Raw genomic sequence first — 19697 nt, 5'->3', positions numbered from 1 at the left:
TGTAATAAATAGCGAAATTAATTATCGTTGATAATTTTACCATGATCAATATTTGCTATAATTAGAATAAAGTAAATGAATACGAGGTGCTTCTTTGAAAACATCGTATAGCGAAATGTTAAGACAACGAGTGAAAGATACAATCTCTTTGTGGGAGAACGGTCAACAACTTTCCCATAAAGAGATGTATCGATTTTTTCATAGCTTAAAAGGAACTGCTGGAACCGTTGGACTTCATGAATGGTCCATTGTAGCTGAACAATTAGTCGACTTATATGATCAAACAAACGAAGAAACAGTTTCTTCCGAACTAAAACAACTTGCATTGGATGGATTAAAGAGCTTATTAATTCAAGATGAACAAGTACTAGTCAAAGCTGAAGTCGCCAGTACCTTGGAGAAAAAGTATTTTGTCCTGATCATCGATGATGATATTGCCTTTGTGAATCTCATAAAAGAAACATTAGAACAAGTAGGTATTACCGTATTAATTGCCTCTACTGCTAAAAAAGGATTGGAAATGTTTTTCACATTGCAGCCGAACTTTGTATTAATTGATCTACTTGGAGAAGATGATAGCGGTTTTCAGATATTAAAACAAATTTCTCCCGAAGCGAGACAGCAGTTTATCCCTGTAGCAATCGTCACAGCTACGGCCACAAAAGTAAACCGCAAACTTGCATATGAACTAGGGGCAACAGATTTTATTGGCAAGCCTTTAGACATTGATACCTTTGTCCCTTTCGTGAAAAACCGTATTCAAAACAAAGAAATAATACTACAATCCATTGCAACAGATGAATTAACTGGTGCATTTAACCGTAAACAATTAACAAGTATTGCTCCCTATCATATTGAGTTACACAAACAGCTTGGAAAACCACTTTCAGTGGCTATGCTCGACTTGGATCATTTTAAAAAAGTAAATGATTCACATGGACATTTGGTTGGAGATGAAGTGCTTAAGACTTTCGCAAAAACAATTCAAAATGAATGTGACAAAAGTGAAATTTTATACAGATATGGTGGAGAAGAATTCACTTTATTGTTTTTAAATAAAACAGCTGAAGAAGCAAAAACAAGAATTGAAACATTCCGTACATTAATTGCACAAACGTACTATCCCACTTCTACAACATCTTTTTCCATTACCTTTTCAGCCGGTATTTCTAGCCTGAAAAACAACCAAACACATATTAAACAATTGATAGAGGAAGCCGACTACGCACTTTATCAAGCCAAACATATGGGGAGAAATCGCACAACCTTGTTTATTGAAAAAGAACTACCCGTTATTCTTAAACACCCATTGCATGTCGCAATTATTGATGATGATACTATTGTTAGAAATTTGCTAGTCTCTCAGTTTCTAGAGTGGCAACATCCCATGTTTGAAATCACGGTTGTCTATTATGAAAATGGCAAGGAATTCACTGGTTCCGAATGGTACCATGAAGGACAAAATCATATTGTGATATTGGATAGTTTGATGCCTCAAATGTCTGGAATTGAAGTACTTAAACATGTAAGGGGTACATATCCCTCGAAAAATGTTTTAATATCGATGATTTCAGCTCAAAAAGAGGAAGAAAATATTCTTCAAGCACTTATTCAAGGTGCTGATGATTATTTATTAAAACCTTTCTACCCAAAAGAGGTCATCATGCGCATTCAACGTCTAGCAGAACGGCTATTTTTAGCATGAAGGAGTATGTATAAATGGACGGAAGAAAAAGAATACTTATCTGCGATGATGACGATATTATTCGCATGTTGTTAGTAGATACTCTTGAAAATCCAGAGTGGGTAGTTGAAGAAGCCATAGACGGACAAGAGGCTTTAGAAAAGCTAAGCAATCAAAACTTTGACTTAGTCGTAATTGATTATATGATGCCTTATTATACGGGGATTAATGTCATCGAAAGACTTCCGTTGCGGATAAAAGAAAATCTCTCGGTCATAATGCTCACTGCAAAATCACAAAAAGAAGATAAAGATTTCGCAACCGCTAGCGGTGTAACCCATTTTATGCAAAAACCCTTTAGTCCTTCTGCTCTTTATCAACTCATTACGTCTATTTTCACAAAGTAAAAAGGGCCACATTATGCGGCCCTTTTACATGGAACTGTCCTAAAAGTCATAAAATATGACTAAGGGCAGTTCCTTTTTTATAGTTAGTAGAGGTTGATTTCCGTTGCAACATACTTCCATGTTTCGAAGCTACCAACGCGATGCAGAGAGAGAAACAAATAATTATAACTGGTTACAATTGTAAAATGTAGGTGTAGCTAAAAGACTCATTTTTCTCCACTTATTAGGGAATTATTAGACAACCCCTCTTATATTCGCTGTGAAAAGAATAAGTGAACAGTAGTTCCTTCTCCTTCAATAGAGGTAATCCAAATTTGACCTTGATGATGCTCAATAATTTCTTTTACAATTGATAAACCAAGCCCTGTTCCACCAATTTTTCGTGTTTCGCTGCTGTCGACTCGATGGAATTTTTGAAAGAGCTTTGGAATTTCTTCCTCGCTAATGCCTAGCCCATGATCTTGAACGGTAATTTTCAGCCCATTATTCTCATTGGATAAGTGAATATTGATTTGTTTCTTGTCAGGGGAAAACTTAATTGCGTTACTCAACAGATTCACGAATACTTGAGTAATACGCTGGACATCGGCTATTAAAATGTTGTTCGATGCAACATTGTCTATGTTAATCTCATAATTGCTTTGATAAGCATAGTTTTCAACGATTTCAGGGAGTAAAGTACTCATATCTACTTCAGTGAAATGATAAACTACTTTGCCACTTTCCATTCGCTGGACATCTAAGAAATCATCTACTAAATGTGACAAACGATTTGATTCTTTATATATCGTTTCAATATATTTGTCTTTCTTTTCATTCGTCATTTGCTTGCTCAGTAGCAATTCTGCAAACCCTATAATACTAGACAACGGCGTTCGAAGCTCATGGCTCACTGTACTAATCAGTTCTGTCTTCATTTGATCAACTTCATGTTCCTTCGTAATGTCTCGATTCACAAAAATCGTACTGGTTTTTATTCCTTCTGAGAAAACACTAGCTGCATATAAATAAATGACTTTTGTTCCTTTGCGTTTAAATGTATATTGAATTCTTCTGATATCTGTAAAACTGTCTTTTACTGCTTGTTCATAAAAAGCGATAATTTCATCTGGATTCTCCGCAAATTTTTGGTAAAGTAAAATCCAAGTAGAGTATGGGGTTCCTTTTGCATAATGTGATTCCCCAGATAGTAAATCGTATAAAGATTGATTGTATTGAAGTAATTCTCCTTGTGGTCCCACTAAGAAAATCCCTTCTTGAATCGTTTTAACAATCCCCTCATTTAATGTGCGTTCGTATCGATTAATTTCATATAATCTAATGCGTTCGAGTGACAAACTCACGCGATTAAGTAAGCCTTTCATATCTATCATTTCTTCCTTCGTAAATAGGTTTCCAATGCGAGAACATGAGAAGCCCGCTACCATTTCTCCATTTTCTTCAGTAATTGCCACAAAAAAATCATTAACCAAAGTGTCTTTTGGTGCTAGCCCTAGCTCGATGTCACCTTCTCTAACAATTGAAAACGAACCTTCATTATGTAATCTTTCCATGACATAGCCATATCGCTCTTCCATAAATCTACGATCAAACTCTTCCGTAATCCCCTTAGAAGAACTTTCAAGTGTTTCCACAAGCCACAAAAAGCTAATATCTAAAGTGAACTTGTCATGTAAATATTCACGTACAATCTGTACTAATTCTTGTCGATCTAGAGAAAATGTTAGGCTGTGATTTAGTTGATTCATGACTTCTAAACGATTTTTTGCGATTTCGTTTTCTTTCAATAACTTTTCGAGTAATTCTTGTCTCGTCTGCAACTCATCTTGTTGCATTAACAATTCTTCATTTTGTGCCAGCATAGCTGATTCATTTTCGCTAATTTTCTTCATTAATGATTTTAACGATAGATTTAATGCTCCTAATTCATCTGTCCTAGAAGTACTTGGTAAACTATCTTCTCCAGTTTTAGAGAAGTAATCTGCACCTTTTTTCATGTCTTCTAGAGGATTTACAATTCGCCTCAATGTCTGGAAGAATGTGAACAATAAAATTAAAAACAGGAATAACGATACAAGAATCATAATCGTTAGAAACGCCTTAGACTCGCTTATTATATGTTTAGACATCATTTCTCGAGTTTGTGTCGCTTTTTCATGATAGTCATCTGTATATGCAATGAATTCATTTACTGAATTATTTACTCCACTATTAGAAAGCATTCGTAATCCCTCATAGTCATTTGCTTGAACTAAAGCAATTGCCTTTGGAAGTGCTGAATTTCTAAATGTTATTAAAAAATCACTAATCCCTTTTAGTAAGTCGACTTCTTCTTCCGTTAATTCATATCGATTTAATTGAGAAATAGTATCTTCAACTTTATTCAATTCACCATAGACAAGACTTAATTCCACTTCGTTTTGAAACGCGTAATACCCACGTGCCCGAAAAAATGCGTTATTTAACGAGCCTTTTAGTTCACTAATTAAGCGGTCTTTTTCTTTCAACACTTCTCTTTGTTGTGTAAGTTCTTGCTGGTTTTTTTCGAGCCCATACAGGGAAAGGGATCCTAAAATCAGTAAAAGTAAACCAATTGTTAAAACAATAATTAAATACTTCTTCCGAATGCTATCTTTAATTTGCAAGACATTCACCTCCGCAGCTCCTACTTTTTGTAAACACCATATTTCAATAAATCAATGATTGCATCCATATCAGCAAGAATCACTTCGGTGTTATAGACCATTTCTTCATATCTTCCATCGTATTCACCAACTATTCGCTGAGCGAAAGAATCAAATACTATGCGAATTAAATTTTTCGCGTGCTCAAGTTCTACACCTTCACGAATAGAAAGAGGTGTGAGTAAGCTAAAAATAGTATCGTCACTTAGCGTTTGCATAGCCTGTGATTTTTCAATTACTAACAGCTGCAGCTCTTGTGCAATTTCTTTTGGTGGAGAGTGAAAAGCCTGCATAAGCAATTTATTGTCCATAGGATACTTGATTGCAATTGTCATTTTAATACTTACAAGTTTTTTCATCATTTCAAAAAAATCTTTGGTTTTATCTGTGTACCATTCCTTTTCAAAAGAACTCTGCATTACATCAATTGAGCGCTCAATAATGAACAAATACAGCTTCTTTTTCGATTTAAAATGATGAAAAATAAGCGCTTTGGAGACATCCGCATGCTCTGCGATTAAATTAGTTGAAGTTTGATGATAGCCATGTAATGCGAATTGTTCTTTAGCTGCTTGAAATATTCTTTCATTTTTCTCATCAACTTCTAGGTTCATTACACGATCAAATCCTTTTTATGGTACTTCCAAATAGCGATAGCTACTGAAATGCCTATCACCAAAACCATGATAATTAAATAAGCTGGTTTGATTGCTACATGCTCAATGATATAACCTGAACTGACATATTCAAACGGTGTAATCCACTTTAAACCAGCTAGTTTGTCAGAAATACTTGAAACAATGCTCATAAAGTAACTAAATAGTACAATCGCCAACGACATGGATGTTACAAGTCTTTGCTTGCGGAAAAATGCAGAAATACCAAAAGAAAGGGCAGCAAATGTCAAATGCAACAAGAATGGTGCTAAGGATATCATGAAGAATGTTTTCAAATCTACTTGATTATCATCCGCAATTCCGAATCCGATATAGTTGATAATTGTCAAAACGACGTTGAATACGAATAAAACCAAGGCAACCGCAGCAGCTTTTTGTATGACCACTTGTGTTCTTGAAATGGGTTTTGCTAATAAAAATTCAATCGTCCGATCGCTCTCTTCTTTTACTAATATCCCACCTGCTAATAGGGCTGCATAAATACTGCCGAAAAGTGTTACGAATAAATAGCCTTCTATTGCATAAAAGCCTAATGCACTATCGAAACCCAGTTGATCAATGTTAAACGCTTTGAGCATCGCTTCTGGGTAAAGTTTCATTAATTCCTGCAGTTGATCTTTATTTTCAGCAAATTGAGGATAAATACTCATGATTAGAAAAGACATACCTCCGAGTGCTATAACCCATATCCACAATGCTTTTTGCGCTCTTTTCCATTCTTTTTTAAAGACCATGTTGATCCCCCTCTTCTTTTTCGTAATAGTGCATGAACACTTCTTCAAGAGATGGTTCTTCAATGGTTATGTCATAAAAAGGTACAGATCGTAATTGTTCTAATAAATCTCGTGTATGGCCGTTATAAATAAATTCGTAACTCGTATCAGTTATATGTTCTTGTAAAACTCCTTCAATTCGAAACGTATTTTCAAATTTCTCATGAAAATGCAGATGCACTTTTTTAAATTGCTTAGCCCGCATATCTTCCATATTCTCAATTTTAATCATTCGACCTTCTTTGATAATGCCTACTCGATTACATAACTTTTGAACTTCACTTAGATAATGAGAAGAGAAGAAAATCGTCGTTCCTTTTTGTTGTAGCTCTTTTAACAGGTCAAAAAAGATAGATTGCATTAGCGGGTCAAGACCTGCGGTGGGTTCATCTAATATTAATAATTTTGGTTCATGCATAAGTGCTTGAATAATTCCGACCTTTTTCTTATTACCAAAAGATAAATCTTCAATTTTTCGAGTCGTATCTAATTGCAAACGTGTAGCCAATTGCATTGCATGCTGTGATGTATCTCCAGGATAGAAGCCAGAAGAAAATTTAAACAACTCATTTACTTTCATATCATCATAGTAGTGAACTTCGGAAGGCAAGTAGCCAATATGTTGCCGAATGTATGTTGAATCCTTCACCATGTCTTTTCCAAGAATTTTTGCAGTTCCACTCGTCGGGTACAAAAAGTTTAATAATGTACGTATTGTTGTACTTTTACCTGATCCATTTGGTCCAATGAAACCAAATATCTCACCTTCGGCTACTTGAAACGAGATGTCTTCGATTCCACGTGATTTCCCATAACGTTTTGTTAAATTGTTTATTTCAATGACATTCATATCAAAAACCTCCCTCTTATAAGAAACTATATACCTATTATTCTTCACTATATGCTTAACTGACCAATCGGTCAATCGAAATTCAAAAAAACCCACAACTAGTGAAAGTTGTGGGTTGAAAGTTACTTTTCTTCGTTTAGAAGTTCTATTGTTGCATCAAATTCACGTTCGATTTCTGTGTTTTTGCGATAAGTCATAAGACTAACGACTACAGCCAATATTAAGCACAGAATAAAGCCTGGAACTATTTCATACATTAAGCCTGTTAGATATTCATTGTTGCCCCATATCACAACGGTAATCGCACCAACGACCATACCAGATAGTGCGCCCCATGTTGTTAGCTTTCTCCAGAAAAGAGATAGCAAAATAATAGGACCAAACGCAGCACCAAATCCTGCCCATGCATATGCATATGCAACTAAATCTAAGATCGATTTACTTTGCTCCCATGCTAGGAACATAGCTATTAAAGAAACAACTAAAACAGCCATACGTCCCAATGTGACATACTTTTTGTCTGATGATTCCTTTTTCGATACAATTTTATATAAATCTTCAATCAATGCAGATGAAGTAACGATTAATTGAGAAGATATTGTACTCATAATCGCGGCTAACACAGCAGCTAACATAATCCCTGCGATGAAAGGATGGAAAATAATTTGTCCCAAATCAATAAACACAGCTTCTGGATCCGTTAACGATGCAGTAGCATTTTGTTGGTAATAAGCGATACCAATTAAGCCTGTAGCAAGTGCTCCAAGAATACTTAATATCATCCAACCCATACCGATACGTCTTGCTTGTTTTGTTTCTTTTACTGAGTTAATAGCCATAAAGCGTACAATGATATGTGGTTGACCAAAGTAGCCAAGGCCCCATGCTACAGCTGAAAGTACGCCTAATACAGATGCACCTTCAAGCATACTTAAGTGTGAAGGGTCTACAGCGCGAATACTTTCTGCCGCACCTCCGAAACCGCCTACATAAAAAATACCAATAACCGGCACTAAAATTAAAGCTAAGAACATGATTATGCCTTGAACGAAGTCTGTATAACTTACGGCTAGGAAACCACCGAACAAGGTATAGGCAATTACGACTGCAGAAACGATAAGTAAGCCAGTGTGGTAATCAAGTCCAAATGAACTTTTGAAGAATATTCCACCTGCAACCATTCCTGATGATACATAAAACGTAAAGAAGATTAGAATGATGATTCCAGACACGATTCGTAAGGATCTAGATGTGTCTTTCAAACGATTTTCTAAATAACTAGGAATCGTAATGGAATCATTAGACACTTGAGAATACGCGCGTAAACGTGGTGCTACTAACAACCAGTTTAAGTAAGCTCCTGCAGTTAAACCAACTGCAATCCAAGCCTCTACTAAACCAGATACATAAATAGCTCCCGGTAGTCCCATCAGCAACCAACCAGACATATCTGCGGCACCTGCACTAAGTGCTGTAACGGCAGGCCCTAGTGAACGACCACCTAACATGTAATCGGTTAAGTTTGACGTACGTCTGAAAGAATAGTAACCGATGATAAGCATGGCAGCCATATAAATAATAATAGCAATCAATTGATATCCAGTATCGGACATATTTATTCCTCCTTTGAGAATATTGTGAGTAATTCAAACTCATCATAACACGCCATTAGAAGAAGAACGAGCATATCTTTTTTAGTGAAACACTGAATTACCAACGTTTAACAGCTATTTCCTATTTCCCGGGAAATATGTCGGATTATGCTGTCGGAATTTTTTCTTTAGACATTTCACGCAAAAGATACTTTTGGATTTTACCTGATGCTGTCATCGGATACGATTCGGTAAATTCGATATAGCGCGGAATTTTGTGATGTGAAATTTTCCCTTTGCAATATGAACGAATTTCTTCTGCACTTATTGTTACCCCTTCTTTTGCAATTATCCAAGCCATTAATTCTTCACCATATTTAGGATCTGGAACGCCAACTACTTGAACGTCTTGAATACTTGGATGTTGATATAAGAATTCTTCAAGTTCACGGGGATAGACATTTTCTCCACCACGAATGACCATATCTTTTATTCTTCCAGTAATTTCGATATATCCTTCGCTATCTATAATCGCGATATCCCCTGTATGAAGCCAACCTTCACTGTCAATTGCAGCATGAGTGCCTTCTTCATTCTTGTAGTAACCTTTCATAATGTGATAGCCACGAGTACACAATTCACCAGGAGTTCCAATTGGCGCATCTTCATTAGTAGCAGGATCAATAATTTTCACTTCTACGTGTGGATGTGGTTTTCCAACAGTAGCTACTCGTTTTTCGATAGCATCATCTGATTGCGTTTGTGTAATAACTGGCGAAGATTCGGTTTGTCCATAACAAATGGTTATTTCCTTTGCTCCCATGTCTTCGATGACTTTTTTCATTACTTCTATTGGACAAGGCGAACCAGCCATAATTCCTGTGCGTAGTGAAGATGTATCAAATTGTTTATAATCTGGATAATTTAGTTCGGCAATAAACATGGTTGGTACCCCGTGAAGGCCCGTACATTTTTCATCTTGCACAGCTTGTAACACTCTTTTTGGGTCGAATTGTTCAAGTAATACCATCGTAGTCCCATGTGTTACTGCAGCTAACGTCCCTAATACACAACCGAAGCAATGGAAAAATGGAACAGGAATACATAATCGGTCTAATGGTGTTAACTTCATAAAGTCACCGATTATTTGCGCATTGTTGACGATGTTCATATGTGTAAGCATGACACCTTTTGGAAAACCAGTTGTTCCCGAAGTGTATTGAATGTTAATGACATCATCAACGTGCAACATATTTAGTCTTTCATCAAGCTCTTGATCCGTAATCTTAGATGCATGTGCTTCAAACTCGCTCCATGTATAAATGCCCGGATACTTATTTTCGCTCATGACAATGACGCGCTTAAAAAATGGTAAATGTTCAGATTGTATATTTCCTTTTTCTGAATTCTTCACTTCTGGACACACCGCATTAATTACATCTATGTATGAAGTACCCTTAAATTCTTCACCCAAAATCAGCGTTGTTGCATCGGATTGATTCAACAAGTAGCCAAGTTCTTTTTCTTGGTAATTGGTATTCACGGTAACGAGCACGGCACCCATTTTACCAGTAGCAAATTGACTCAATAGCCATTCGCGTTTATTGTCTGACCAAATAGCAACGTGCTCACCTTTTGCAATCCCCATCCCCATGAAGGCCTTTGCTAAGTCATCCGTTTCTTGATTAAATTGCTCATATGTTTTACGTATTTTATGTTCTGGATATACGTATGCTTCAGTATCCGGATAGCTTTTTGCTATTTCTCGAACTACAACTCCTACTGTTTGCTGCTTTAACATGTAAGCTCCCCCTTTGCAAAATTAATGAACAAGTTCATGTTATCACAAAATTCAGACGAATTATATTGACTTGTACATCTTTATATGACTGAAAAACATCTACAAAATCGCAGCGAGTAGTATTATGCAAATGAATTTATCATTTACATACAATTGTGCTACTATTAAAAAGACAAATAGTCACTTTATATTCTTCGGGGCAAGGTGAAATTCCTTACCGGCGGTGAGCAAATGAAAGTTTGTAAGTCCGTGACCCGGTGCTTGAAAAAGTAGCGGTGGAGTTGGTGCAAATCCAACACCGACAGTATAGTCTGGATGGGAGAAGAATAAAAAGAGGTTTATTTGTTATGCTCACAAAACACTTAATTGAGCATTTTCACATTCCATTACACATCAATTACTTCAGTCTTCTTAATAAATACCTTAAATTCTGGCTTTCTCACTGTCGTGAGGAGATTTTTTGTCATGGTTTAGAGTCATTTCATTAACGAGAACGAGGTACTTCTATACTTCCCTTTCCTTACCACCCGTTTGCCCCATGGTGGAAAAAAACCAAAACCTATTTTCAATTGCTCTACCTTTTCAACTTAAGTCGTTTCACCCATATCGTAAAGACGGTTTTTTTTGCCGATTGTATTATTCCGCAAAAAAATTCTATCTCTATCAAAAGTAAGCCTTTAATGTTCTTTTCAGTCAGGAGGATAAAGAATTTGTTCACGGGTATCATTGAAGAAATTGGCTCTGTTACATCCATTCAACGAAAGCCACACGCACTCGAATTAACCATTCGAGCAAAAACGGTTTTAGAGGATGTCAAAAGAGGCGATAGCATATCGGTTAATGGCGTTTGTTTAACGGTCTCTTCGTTCACGAAAGATTTGTTTGTTGTCGACGTTATACCGGAAACGTTTAAATCGACCACATTAGCAAAATTATCATCCAACTCTCGTGTCAATTTGGAGCGTGCAATGGCTGCAAATGGACGATTTGGTGGTCACTTTGTTAGTGGGCACATCGATGGAATCGGTGTTATCCGCTCTATCAGAAAAGAAACCAATGCCATCACCAAAAAGATTGAAATAGAACCTAGTCTAATGAAATACATGATGTTAAAAGGCTCTGTTGCAGTCGATGGGACATCTCTTACTATTTTTCATGTTGATCAATCATCGATTTCTATTTCCTTGATTCCTACAACACAAAGCGATTCACTACTTGGAGACAAAGGTATTGGAGATAAAGTAAATATTGAGTGTGACATGCTCGCTAAATATACAGAGCGCATTCATTTATCAAAATCCAACATGTCGAAAGAATGGCTATCAGAACACGGATATTAAATAGGAGGTTTCTATATGTTTTATACGGTAGAAAAAGCAGTTGAGGCATTAGCAAAAGGACAAGCCATCATTGTTGTTGATGATGAAGATCGTGAAAATGAGGGTGACTTTATTGCTCTTGCAGAATTTGCCACTCCAGAAATCATTAATTTAATGGCCACTGAAGGTAAAGGCTTAATTTGTGTGCCGGTAGCTGAGGAAATTGCGCAACAACTCCAATTTGGTTTAATGACAGACCAAAACACAGATCCTTATGGGACAGCTTTCACTATCAGTGTGGATCATAAAGATACAACGACTGGTATTAGTGCATTTGAACGTTCTCATACGATTCTCCAAATGATTAACAGTGAATCGAAAGCGACTGATTTCAAACGACCTGGTCATGTCTTCCCTTTGATTGCAAAAAAAGGCGGCGTATTGAAGCGTGCAGGACATACAGAAGCTGCTGTTGATTTAGCCTTGCTTGCAGGATCTGCTCCAGCTGGCGTCATTTGTGAGATTATGAAGGAAGACGGTTCCATGGCAAGACTCGATGACCTCGTCATTATTGCCGAACGATTAAATATCGGCATCCTAACCATCGCTGAATTAATTGCTTACAAGCAAAAGAATGAAAAATTAATTACACGTGAAGTTGAAATTCTTTTACCAACTGAATATGGTGATTTCCAAGTAGTTGGTTACACTGAAACTTTGACAGGCAAAGAACATATTGCCCTCATTAAAGGTCAGATTACAACCGATACTCCTACTCTTACTCGTGTTCATTCAGAATGTTTGACTGGCGATGTTTTTGCATCTCGCAAATGTGATTGTGGTGCACAACTGCATTCATCATTAAAACAAATTGAAGAAGCAGGCTCAGGTGTCCTAGTTTATTTGCGCCAAGAAGGTCGTGGCATTGGCTTAATGAACAAACTAAAAGCCTATGCGCTTCAAGATCAAGGTATGGATACCGTCGAAGCCAATCAACAACTAGGCTTTGCAGATGACCTACGAGAGTACGGAATCGGAGCACAAATCTTACGAGATTTAGGGGTAGGCAAAATGAAGCTCTTGACTAATAACCCTAGAAAAATCGCTGGAATAGATGGTTATGGTTTAGAAGTAACTGAGCGCGTAGCAATTGAAATACCGACACATACAGACAATGAAATTTATATGAAAACCAAAAAAACGAAACTTGGGCATTTCCTAAGTTTATAGAGGAGCTTATACATGACAACACATTTAGAAGGCTATTTAATTGGATCCGAACTGAAAATTGGAATTGTCGTTGGACGTTTCAATGAATTTATTACGAGTAAACTATTAGGCGGGGCTGAAGATGCTCTTAAAAGACATGGCGTAGATGACGCAAATGTAACAATCGCTTGGGTACCAGGAGCGTTTGAAATTCCACTTGTAGCAAAACAAATGGCTGCTTCAAAAAAATATGATGCCGTTATTACACTTGGTACCGTTATTCGCGGTTCTACTCCACACTTTGATTTTGTGTGTAATGAAGCTGCTAAAGGTGTTGCAAATGCAGGATATCAACATGATATTCCCGTAATTTTCGGCGTGTTAACAACCGACACGATTGAACAGGCAATCGAACGTGCAGGAACGAAAGCTGGCAATAAAGGTTGGGAAGCTGCAACTAACGCAATAGAAATGGCTAATTTAATGAAGAAATTTGCATAATTGAAATATCGGGACCCTGAAGCATTTAGCTTCAGGGTTTTTTACATATTTCTTTTAAAGTTATAAACTACTAGTAAAGGAGGGATACATAGATGAAAACGGTATATCTCGTTCGTCACTGTTCCGCAACTGGACAATTACCTGAAGCTGAACTCTCACAAGCAGGACATCAACAAGCTAAAGAGTTAGCCTCTTTTTTTAGTGAAAAAATCATCCATCACATCATTTCAAGCCCATATATACGTGCGGTAGATTCCATACAACCAACAGCTCAATCCAAAAACATCCCCATCATGATTGATGAGCGTTTAACTGAACGAGTATTAAGTTCGAGCAACTTACCAAATTGGCTTGAACTTCTGGAACAAACATTTACTGATTTGGACTTGAAACTTGATGGTGGAGAATCTAGTCGTGAAGCTACTGATCGTGCCATTAAAGTTGTTAACGAATCACCAAACAATGGTGTACTCGTCACACATGGTAACCTTTTGAGTTTGATTCTAAAACACTTCGATAATTCCATTGATTTTCACGATTGGCAATCACTAAGCAATCCAGATGTTTTTACGCTGACCATCGTTAATCATGAAAGCACCATCGAACATCTCTGGAAAAACTGATTAAGCTTCTCGGATGAGGTATTATAGCGATTAGGGTTGAGGATGAGTTGAAGTGAAGTTGAGTTGGTTTGAGTTGGTTTTCGACCAAATATGATGCGTTATCGACCAACTATTTGAGTTTACGACCAACTAAATCAACTTTCCGACCAAACATAGTTTTCCGTCCACTTAGCAATTCCAGCTTCGACACAGCCATTAGAAATGGAATCTTGGTGAATGTGATAAACTATCGTTAAGAAACTTGTAAAGAAGGCGGACTATATGGAATTCCAAGAAATGCTCGAACAAATAACGGACTTAATTAACAACAAACAGTTAATCTCTGCAACAATTAGTCAACCTCGTGCCAAGTCTGATGAAGTAAAACGTGTGCGATTAAAGCCTATTGAATTAAAAGGTATATACATGATTCAGTTTGAATATCAGCATGAACGCGTGTTAAAGCATGAAAATCTCAATTTGTCCGATGTCCCTGAAAAACTTAATCTTCTACTTCAACAATTCCGTCAAGTTCAATCAGAATTTGAAGAAGAAAAAATCCAAATTCAACTTTCTAAGAAATTTAAAGTTCTTTGGAAATCAGAGCGTGTCAATTCCAAAAAAGTAGTGAATCTTTCCCACAATCGAAAGAAAAACTATTTGCTGGATGAAGATACTTCCTATCCGTTTTTGGTGCGTCTTGGTGTTCAAACACCCGATGGCAAAGTTAAAAAGCAAAAGCATGATAAGTTCCGACAAATTAACCGTTTTGTTGAGTTTATTGATGATGCTCTCGACTATCTTCCGAAAGATCGCCCCGTACGTATTTTGGATTTTGGTTCTGGTAAATCCTATTTAACATTCGCACTATATCATTACCTACACATTGAAAAAGGGCTAGATATTCGCGTCACTGGACTTGATTTGAAAAAAGAAGTGATTGAAGAATGCCAACAAATTGCTGATGACTTGAACTATGAGCATCTTGAATTTTTAGTCGGGGATATTAATGATTACAATGAAGAAACGTCTGTGGATATGGTTGTAACCCTTCATGCATGTGATGTTGCAACCGACATGGCTCTCGCTCGTGCTGTTAAATGGGGAGCAAAAGTGATTTTAAGTGTGCCTTGTTGTCAACATGAGTTAAACACGCAACTGAACAGTCCTGCTTTGGATGTTATGCTCCAGCATGGTCTAGTAAAAGAACGCTTTGCTGCTCTCGCAACAGATTCTATTCGTGCAGAGTTATTGAAACTTGTAGGATACGATGCGCAATTACTCGAATTCATCGATATGGAACATACGCCAAAAAACATATTGATTCGTGCCTATTTTACTGGGAAGAAACCCACTACAGATGACATAAAGAAATACCGCGCGTTTGTTGATTTCTTACAAGCAAAACCATTTTTAGAAAACGAGTTAAAAGACTATCTTTCATAATAAATTCCCACGTAAAAAGGCAATCCTAACCATAGGATTGCCTTTTTCTTTAATTAACTTAAACATCTAGAGAAACATCTAAAAACACATAGCCATCATTTTCTCGCACTTCCCCAAATAGTACGGGTACACGAGATGAGAAAATAGGACCATCTAAAACGATCGTATGAAACTCACCATTTTCACCACACGAATCAATGCCGAGAGCTTCTAACTCTTCCATCAAGGGTTGTGTAAATGTTCGACCTACATATTCTGCCGGCATCATGCTGGTATTGACCACAACAATCACCGCTTCAAAACCTACTGCTAACAGTTCTTCTAAAATTGATTGACGTGGTTCCTGCCATAGTGGATGTATCGGTATAATATCGGATTTTGCACACGTTTTTTGAACCCATTCTAGATGTCCTTCCAAATCAATGTCACCAAATACCCCGTGAGTAATTCCATCTGCTCGACACTCATCCATCGCATGAATAAACTTTGCTTCGTAATCGTCCCAACCGGCTCCACGAATCATTAACGGGACATTCATTCGCTCCGCTTGTGCTTGAACCACTTTAAATGGCAAAGCATGTGATTTTGACACTTCTTCATCTTCTTGAAACATAGTGAGCAATCGTTTCGGGGTCATGCCCGATTGGACTGCGCGGTAGAATGCCATAGCTGAATCTTTGCCGCCACTCCATGATGCTACAAACGGTTTGTTTGTCATTGTTAAACTCCTAAATTTTTGCCATCGCGAATTTCAATCGCATTTTTCTGTGAGGTATTTATTATTTCACGAACTTGTTTTTTGTATTTTGTTTCGTATTGATAGGTCCACTTAAACATTTGTCCATACATCCGCCATGTCGGAACATAACTTGCCTGTTCCACGCCTCTTTTTTGACGTAAAAACCTACGTGAAATCCTGTACATCCGCACCGGTAGACTGGGATGCAAAAAGAGAATTTGATCTGCCTCTTCAAATGTTTTGTTCGACCACCCGAGATGGCTACCTTCGATAATCCATGTTGATTGAAGGAGAATATCATCCAAAATCGCATCACGCTGTTCATCTGAATTCCTTATGTCCCCATTAGAACTTCTTGACCAAACCACGTCATCTAATGAATACATGTCGATTCCTTTTTGAAGAGCCAGTTTTCGAGCAAGAGTGGTTTTCCCACTACCGACTGAGCCTACAATTCGAATTTTATTGGCCATGTGCCCAAGCAATTCGGTTATCGACTTTTCGTACCATGCGAATCATAAACGGTTGATAGCCTAGTTTTGGCCAAAAATAGGATGCTAAATGGTTCGGGGTATGCCAATCTGCTAAAGAATAATCGTACCCCAACTCTTTCAACTGAGAATAACTTGCATCTGCAAGTGCTTTCCCTACTCCACGTCCCCGATATTGTGGATTAGTAGACGCGGCCGGTAGCTCCACTGTCCGATCAGGGGTAAACATATTGGCTGAAGAGTCCGCTTCATAATATACATGGAAACCAACTGGAATCTCATCCTGTTCTCCAATCATGACAATAGCCTCCGCATCTTTTGCAAGTGCAGCATAGCCACTTTTCACATCTTCCAGAGACTCTTTCGTAATTGGGTTCCAGGACGGCGCAGCCGCTTGGTGAATACTGTTCCAACGTGACATCCGTTTTAGCGTGTCCGAATCACTTTCTGCTAATCGCCGAACGCTTAAAGCTTTGTTTTCTGCATCTGTTGCTTTGGGTTTGTAATTTTGAATATCAAGTATTGCATATTTTTGCTCAAACCTGAATCCTTGATCTAACCATTCGTAGACTAAACGATCATAGCCAATTGGAACGTATATTATATGTTGGAAATAGCCACCAGCTATCCATTCTGCACCTGCCTCAGCGTACAATAAACGGACAAGTCTAGGATGAGCATCTTCAGCAATCGCTATATACGGATAATCGATTGTGATATGACGTCCCTTTTTTGCGTCTTCTTTGTACTCATACAACATATAGCCAATTACTTCGTCTTCCCTCAGCGCCACGATACCATTAACAAATGGTTTTTCTACTTCTTTTTGAAGAAGAGCTTCCGTTACTTGTGGGTCTTCAAACTGTTGTGGTAGGAATGAATAACGGCTTCGTTCCACTTCATGTCTTTTAGCTAACAAAGTTGCCATAGACGATAAATATTGCTTATCAAACCCAACAAATTGAATCATATGAATTCCCCCTCACGTTTTCTTATGCTGCTGCTAATCTCCATGAGTTCCCTTCCTATCCTAAGCCCAACTTGCTATAATTATAAAATAGGAGAGGGGATAAATGATGGAATTAAAACGAGTTGCTTATGGCGTAATTATGGCGGCAACACTCATATTTGTTCGCTTTATTGATATTCATGTTTATAATATGCCCACTTTTTTATCGATAATTGTCCTTATTTTAATTATGGTGGTAAGTTATAAACTAGTTGATCGTTCACCTTTTTTCGACAAACAAATTACTAGGAACACGTATTACATAATGAATACACTCATTATTACGTTACTAATATTGGCTTTTTATGCGATTGAATCTTAGAACCATGCAGGGAGTTAATCTCTCTTGCATGGTTTTTTTAATAAAGTATGCTATTTGCGCTTTAATGCTCCAAAAATCCCTCGAATCAATTCACGTCCTATTTGTCTGCCCACTGTATTAATTAGAGATTGAGCTACTTTTTGAAACTCAGATTTCTTTGGACGAACCTTTGATTTGGTTTTTCCGTAGTCATAAGTTTCTTTTTCTAGGGTTATTTCAATTTTTTCTGTCTTTATTTTGAGCAGTTCATAGGCAGATTCCTTATCCACCCTATCCTGATATTTATCCTTCATCTCTGATTGGTGAATGAGCTCTTGACGCTTTTCATTTGTGACGATTCCAATTAAGCTCCGCGGAGGGAGTACAAGAGCTCGCTCAACCATTGACGGACGTCCTTCTTCGTCTAAACAAGAAGATCAGCGCTTCGCCAACTTTTAAGTCAGTGATGGCGTCTTTCACTTCGAACGCAGGGTTTGCTCTAAATGTTTCAGCAGCGGAGTTGACTGCTTTCTGCTCCTTGGTGTGAACGCTCTCAATGCGTGTTGTATACGATTACCTAATTGACCTAGTACTTTGTCTGGTATATCAATTGGGTTTTGTGTAACAAAATAAATCCCTACTCCTTTTGATCGAATAAGACGCACAACTTGTTCAATTTGGTCTAATAATGCTTTGGGTGCATCGTCGAACAGGAGATGGGCTTCGTCAAAGAAAAACACGATTTTCGGTTTATCGACATCACCAATTTCAGTTAATTCTTCGAATAGCTCCGATAGTAGCCATAATAAAAACGTAGAGGCAATGCAGGCGATTGAAAAAGCTTGGTTGCCGACAACACATTAATAAACCCTTGTTCGTGTTCATCTACTTTCATCAAATCTACTATGTCTAAAGCTGGCTCACCAAAAAACTGATCCGCACCTTGTTCTTCTAATGTCAGCAATCCTCTTTGGATAGCCCCAATGGATTGTTTTGACATATTTTCGTAATCCGTTGTATAGTCTTGCGAATTGTCTCCTACATATTTCAACATAGTTCGCAGATCTTTTAAGTCAATTAACAATAATCCTGTATCATCCGCAATTTTGAACACTATATTGATAACACCTGTTTGCGTGTCGTTAAGATTTAATAAACGAGAAATTAATAGTGGACCCATCTCCGAAATGGTTGTCCGGACTGGGTGGCCATGTTCCCCAAATACATCCCAGAAACGTGTTGGAAATTCCTGAAAATCAAAATTTGTGAGTTCCATACTAGATACTCGTTGTTGTATTTTGGGATTCATAATAACCGGAATAGCCGTGCTTCCTAAATCTCCTTTAATATCAGCTAAAAAGACAGGAACACCCATGCGACTAAATGATTCAGCTAGTACTTTTAACGTAATGGTTTTTCCAGTACCTGTAGCTCCTGCAATTAAACCGTGGCGATTGGCCATTTGAGGATATAGGAAAACGGGTTTTTCACTTTTCCCAACTTCTAAATAGGTTGTAACTTAGTCATTGCGTCACTCTCCTACTCAAATGATGTTAAGTACAAGATTCGACACAATTATAAAGTTTCCTTTAAATTAAGCTTATTTTCAGGA

Annotated in this window: 18 protein-coding genes, 1 pseudogene and 1 riboswitch; of the genes and pseudogenes, 8 read left to right on the top strand and 11 right to left on the bottom strand. The window is 37.4% G+C overall.

What is annotated here, in order from left to right; all coding sequences use genetic code 11:
• Nucleotides 1-94 precede the first annotated feature (94 nt).
• Complete coding sequence (locus ACFPYN_RS17980; protein WP_377736115.1) at nucleotides 95-1705, top strand: diguanylate cyclase; 1611 nt, start codon at nucleotides 95-97, stop codon at nucleotides 1703-1705.
• A gap of 14 nt (nucleotides 1706-1719) precedes the next feature.
• A complete protein-coding gene (locus ACFPYN_RS17975) occupies nucleotides 1720-2091 on the top strand; it encodes a response regulator (protein WP_377736112.1) in 372 nt (123 codons plus the stop codon).
• A gap of 248 nt (nucleotides 2092-2339) precedes the next feature.
• Here ACFPYN_RS17975 and ACFPYN_RS17970 read toward each other — a convergent pair whose 3' ends face one another.
• The 6 genes from ACFPYN_RS17970 to ACFPYN_RS17945 form a co-directional block, all read right to left on the bottom strand.
• Nucleotides 2340-4745, bottom strand: a complete 2406-nt coding sequence (locus tag ACFPYN_RS17970) for a sensor histidine kinase (protein WP_377736111.1) — start codon at nucleotides 4743-4745, stop codon at nucleotides 2340-2342.
• Between the two features lie 11 nt (nucleotides 4746-4756).
• A complete protein-coding gene (locus tag ACFPYN_RS17965; RefSeq protein WP_377736109.1) occupies nucleotides 4757-5389 on the bottom strand; it encodes a TetR/AcrR family transcriptional regulator in 633 nt (210 codons plus the stop codon).
• Nucleotides 5389-6186, bottom strand: a complete 798-nt coding sequence (locus ACFPYN_RS17960; protein ID WP_377736107.1) for an ABC transporter permease subunit — start codon at nucleotides 6184-6186, stop codon at nucleotides 5389-5391. Before ACFPYN_RS17960 ends, ACFPYN_RS17965 begins: the two co-directional genes overlap by 1 nt.
• On the bottom strand, nucleotides 6176-7075 hold the full coding sequence (locus ACFPYN_RS17955) for an ABC transporter ATP-binding protein (protein ID WP_377736105.1): 900 nt from the start codon (nucleotides 7073-7075) through the stop codon (nucleotides 6176-6178). The genes ACFPYN_RS17960 and ACFPYN_RS17955 overlap by 11 nt, the downstream gene beginning before the upstream one ends.
• A gap of 122 nt (nucleotides 7076-7197) precedes the next feature.
• On the bottom strand, nucleotides 7198-8688 hold the full coding sequence (putP, locus tag ACFPYN_RS17950) for a sodium/proline symporter PutP (RefSeq protein WP_377736102.1): 1491 nt from the start codon (nucleotides 8686-8688) through the stop codon (nucleotides 7198-7200).
• A gap of 145 nt (nucleotides 8689-8833) precedes the next feature.
• Nucleotides 8834-10468, bottom strand: a complete 1635-nt coding sequence (locus ACFPYN_RS17945) for an AMP-binding protein (RefSeq protein WP_377736100.1) — start codon at nucleotides 10466-10468, stop codon at nucleotides 8834-8836.
• 186 nt (nucleotides 10469-10654) lie between these two features.
• Nucleotides 10655-10799: riboswitch (FMN riboswitch) on the top strand.
• 379 nt (nucleotides 10800-11178) lie between these two features.
• Here ACFPYN_RS17945 and ribE point away from each other — a divergent pair.
• From ribE to ACFPYN_RS17920, 5 genes are all read left to right on the top strand, one after another.
• Complete coding sequence (gene ribE / locus ACFPYN_RS17940; RefSeq protein ID WP_377736098.1) at nucleotides 11179-11808, top strand: riboflavin synthase; 630 nt, start codon at nucleotides 11179-11181, stop codon at nucleotides 11806-11808.
• A gap of 15 nt (nucleotides 11809-11823) precedes the next feature.
• Nucleotides 11824-13017, top strand: coding sequence for a bifunctional 3,4-dihydroxy-2-butanone-4-phosphate synthase/GTP cyclohydrolase II (locus tag ACFPYN_RS17935; RefSeq protein ID WP_377736095.1), 1194 nt, complete (start codon nucleotides 11824-11826; stop codon nucleotides 13015-13017).
• Between the two features lie 12 nt (nucleotides 13018-13029).
• Nucleotides 13030-13497 carry a 6,7-dimethyl-8-ribityllumazine synthase gene (gene ribH, locus ACFPYN_RS17930; protein WP_377736093.1) on the top strand — a complete coding sequence of 156 codons (468 nt, stop codon included), beginning with the start codon at nucleotides 13030-13032 and terminating at the stop codon, nucleotides 13495-13497.
• Nucleotides 13498-13589: 92 nt separating this feature from the next.
• Nucleotides 13590-14120 (top strand): histidine phosphatase family protein, encoded by a 531-nt coding sequence (locus ACFPYN_RS17925; RefSeq protein ID WP_377736092.1) that lies wholly within the window; start codon nucleotides 13590-13592, stop codon nucleotides 14118-14120.
• A 261-nt stretch (nucleotides 14121-14381) separates the two neighbouring features.
• Nucleotides 14382-15545 (top strand): class I SAM-dependent methyltransferase, encoded by a 1164-nt coding sequence (locus ACFPYN_RS17920; RefSeq protein ID WP_377736090.1) that lies wholly within the window; start codon nucleotides 14382-14384, stop codon nucleotides 15543-15545.
• Nucleotides 15546-15603: 58 nt separating this feature from the next.
• Here the strand turns inward: ACFPYN_RS17920 and ACFPYN_RS17915 are convergent, their stop codons facing one another.
• The 3 genes from ACFPYN_RS17915 to ACFPYN_RS17905 are packed head-to-tail and all read right to left on the bottom strand — an operon-like array spanning nucleotide 15604 to nucleotide 17745.
• Nucleotides 15604-16263, bottom strand: coding sequence for a Dph6-related ATP pyrophosphatase (locus ACFPYN_RS17915; RefSeq protein WP_377736087.1), 660 nt, complete (start codon nucleotides 16261-16263; stop codon nucleotides 15604-15606).
• 2 nt (nucleotides 16264-16265) lie between these two features.
• Nucleotides 16266-16757: a DNA topology modulation protein FlaR gene (locus ACFPYN_RS17910; protein ID WP_377736086.1), complete on the bottom strand. Its 492-nt coding sequence runs from the start codon at nucleotides 16755-16757 to the stop codon at nucleotides 16266-16268.
• Entirely contained in the window at nucleotides 16747-17745 is a 999-nt protein-coding gene (locus ACFPYN_RS17905; protein WP_377736083.1) for a GNAT family N-acetyltransferase, read from the bottom strand. Before ACFPYN_RS17905 ends, ACFPYN_RS17910 begins: the two co-directional genes overlap by 11 nt.
• A 103-nt stretch (nucleotides 17746-17848) precedes the next feature.
• Between ACFPYN_RS17905 and ACFPYN_RS17900 the strand changes: the two genes are divergently transcribed.
• On the top strand, nucleotides 17849-18106 hold the full coding sequence (locus ACFPYN_RS17900) for a hypothetical protein (RefSeq protein ID WP_377736081.1): 258 nt from the start codon (nucleotides 17849-17851) through the stop codon (nucleotides 18104-18106).
• 50 nt (nucleotides 18107-18156) lie between these two features.
• Here ACFPYN_RS17900 and ACFPYN_RS17895 read toward each other — a convergent pair whose 3' ends face one another.
• Both ACFPYN_RS17895 and ACFPYN_RS17890 read right to left on the bottom strand, forming a co-directional pair.
• Nucleotides 18157-18489, bottom strand: coding sequence for a helicase HerA-like domain-containing protein (locus tag ACFPYN_RS17895; protein WP_377736078.1), 333 nt, complete (start codon nucleotides 18487-18489; stop codon nucleotides 18157-18159).
• Nucleotides 18482-19547 (bottom strand): annotated as a pseudogene (locus ACFPYN_RS17890) (helicase HerA-like domain-containing protein). The gene ACFPYN_RS17895 and the pseudogene ACFPYN_RS17890 overlap by 8 nt, the downstream one beginning before the upstream one ends.
• Between the last annotated feature and the right edge of the window lie 150 nt (nucleotides 19548-19697).

It is taken from the genome of Paenisporosarcina macmurdoensis (assembly GCF_042658845.1).
Classification (GTDB): Bacteria; Bacillota; Bacilli; order Bacillales_A; family Planococcaceae; genus Paenisporosarcina; species Paenisporosarcina macmurdoensis.
This window is presented reverse-complemented; position numbering and strand designations above follow the sequence as displayed.

Coding starts and splice junctions, on each gene's coding strand:
- ACFPYN_RS17975 (WP_377736112.1), top strand. CDS start 1,720: ATGGACGGAAGAAAAAGAATACTTATCTGCGATGATGACGATATTATT.
- ACFPYN_RS17965 (WP_377736109.1), bottom strand. CDS start 5,389: ATGAACCTAGAAGTTGATGAGAAAAATGAAAGAATATTTCAAGCAGCT.
- ACFPYN_RS17960 (WP_377736107.1), bottom strand. CDS start 6,186: ATGGTCTTTAAAAAAGAATGGAAAAGAGCGCAAAAAGCATTGTGGATA.
- ACFPYN_RS17955 (WP_377736105.1), bottom strand. CDS start 7,075: ATGAATGTCATTGAAATAAACAATTTAACAAAACGTTATGGGAAATCA.
- putP (WP_377736102.1), bottom strand. CDS start 8,688: ATGTCCGATACTGGATATCAATTGATTGCTATTATTATTTATATGGCT.
- ACFPYN_RS17945 (WP_377736100.1), bottom strand. CDS start 10,468: ATGTTAAAGCAGCAAACAGTAGGAGTTGTAGTTCGAGAAATAGCAAAA.
- ACFPYN_RS17935 (WP_377736095.1), top strand. CDS start 11,824: ATGTTTTATACGGTAGAAAAAGCAGTTGAGGCATTAGCAAAAGGACAA.
- ribH (WP_377736093.1), top strand. CDS start 13,030: ATGACAACACATTTAGAAGGCTATTTAATTGGATCCGAACTGAAAATT.
- ACFPYN_RS17925 (WP_377736092.1), top strand. CDS start 13,590: ATGAAAACGGTATATCTCGTTCGTCACTGTTCCGCAACTGGACAATTA.
- ACFPYN_RS17920 (WP_377736090.1), top strand. CDS start 14,382: ATGGAATTCCAAGAAATGCTCGAACAAATAACGGACTTAATTAACAAC.
- ACFPYN_RS17915 (WP_377736087.1), bottom strand. CDS start 16,263: ATGACAAACAAACCGTTTGTAGCATCATGGAGTGGCGGCAAAGATTCA.
- ACFPYN_RS17910 (WP_377736086.1), bottom strand. CDS start 16,757: ATGGCCAATAAAATTCGAATTGTAGGCTCAGTCGGTAGTGGGAAAACC.
- ACFPYN_RS17905 (WP_377736083.1), bottom strand. CDS start 17,745: ATGATTCAATTTGTTGGGTTTGATAAGCAATATTTATCGTCTATGGCA.
- ACFPYN_RS17900 (WP_377736081.1), top strand. CDS start 17,849: ATGATGGAATTAAAACGAGTTGCTTATGGCGTAATTATGGCGGCAACA.
- ACFPYN_RS17895 (WP_377736078.1), bottom strand. CDS start 18,489: ATGGTTGAGCGAGCTCTTGTACTCCCTCCGCGGAGCTTAATTGGAATC.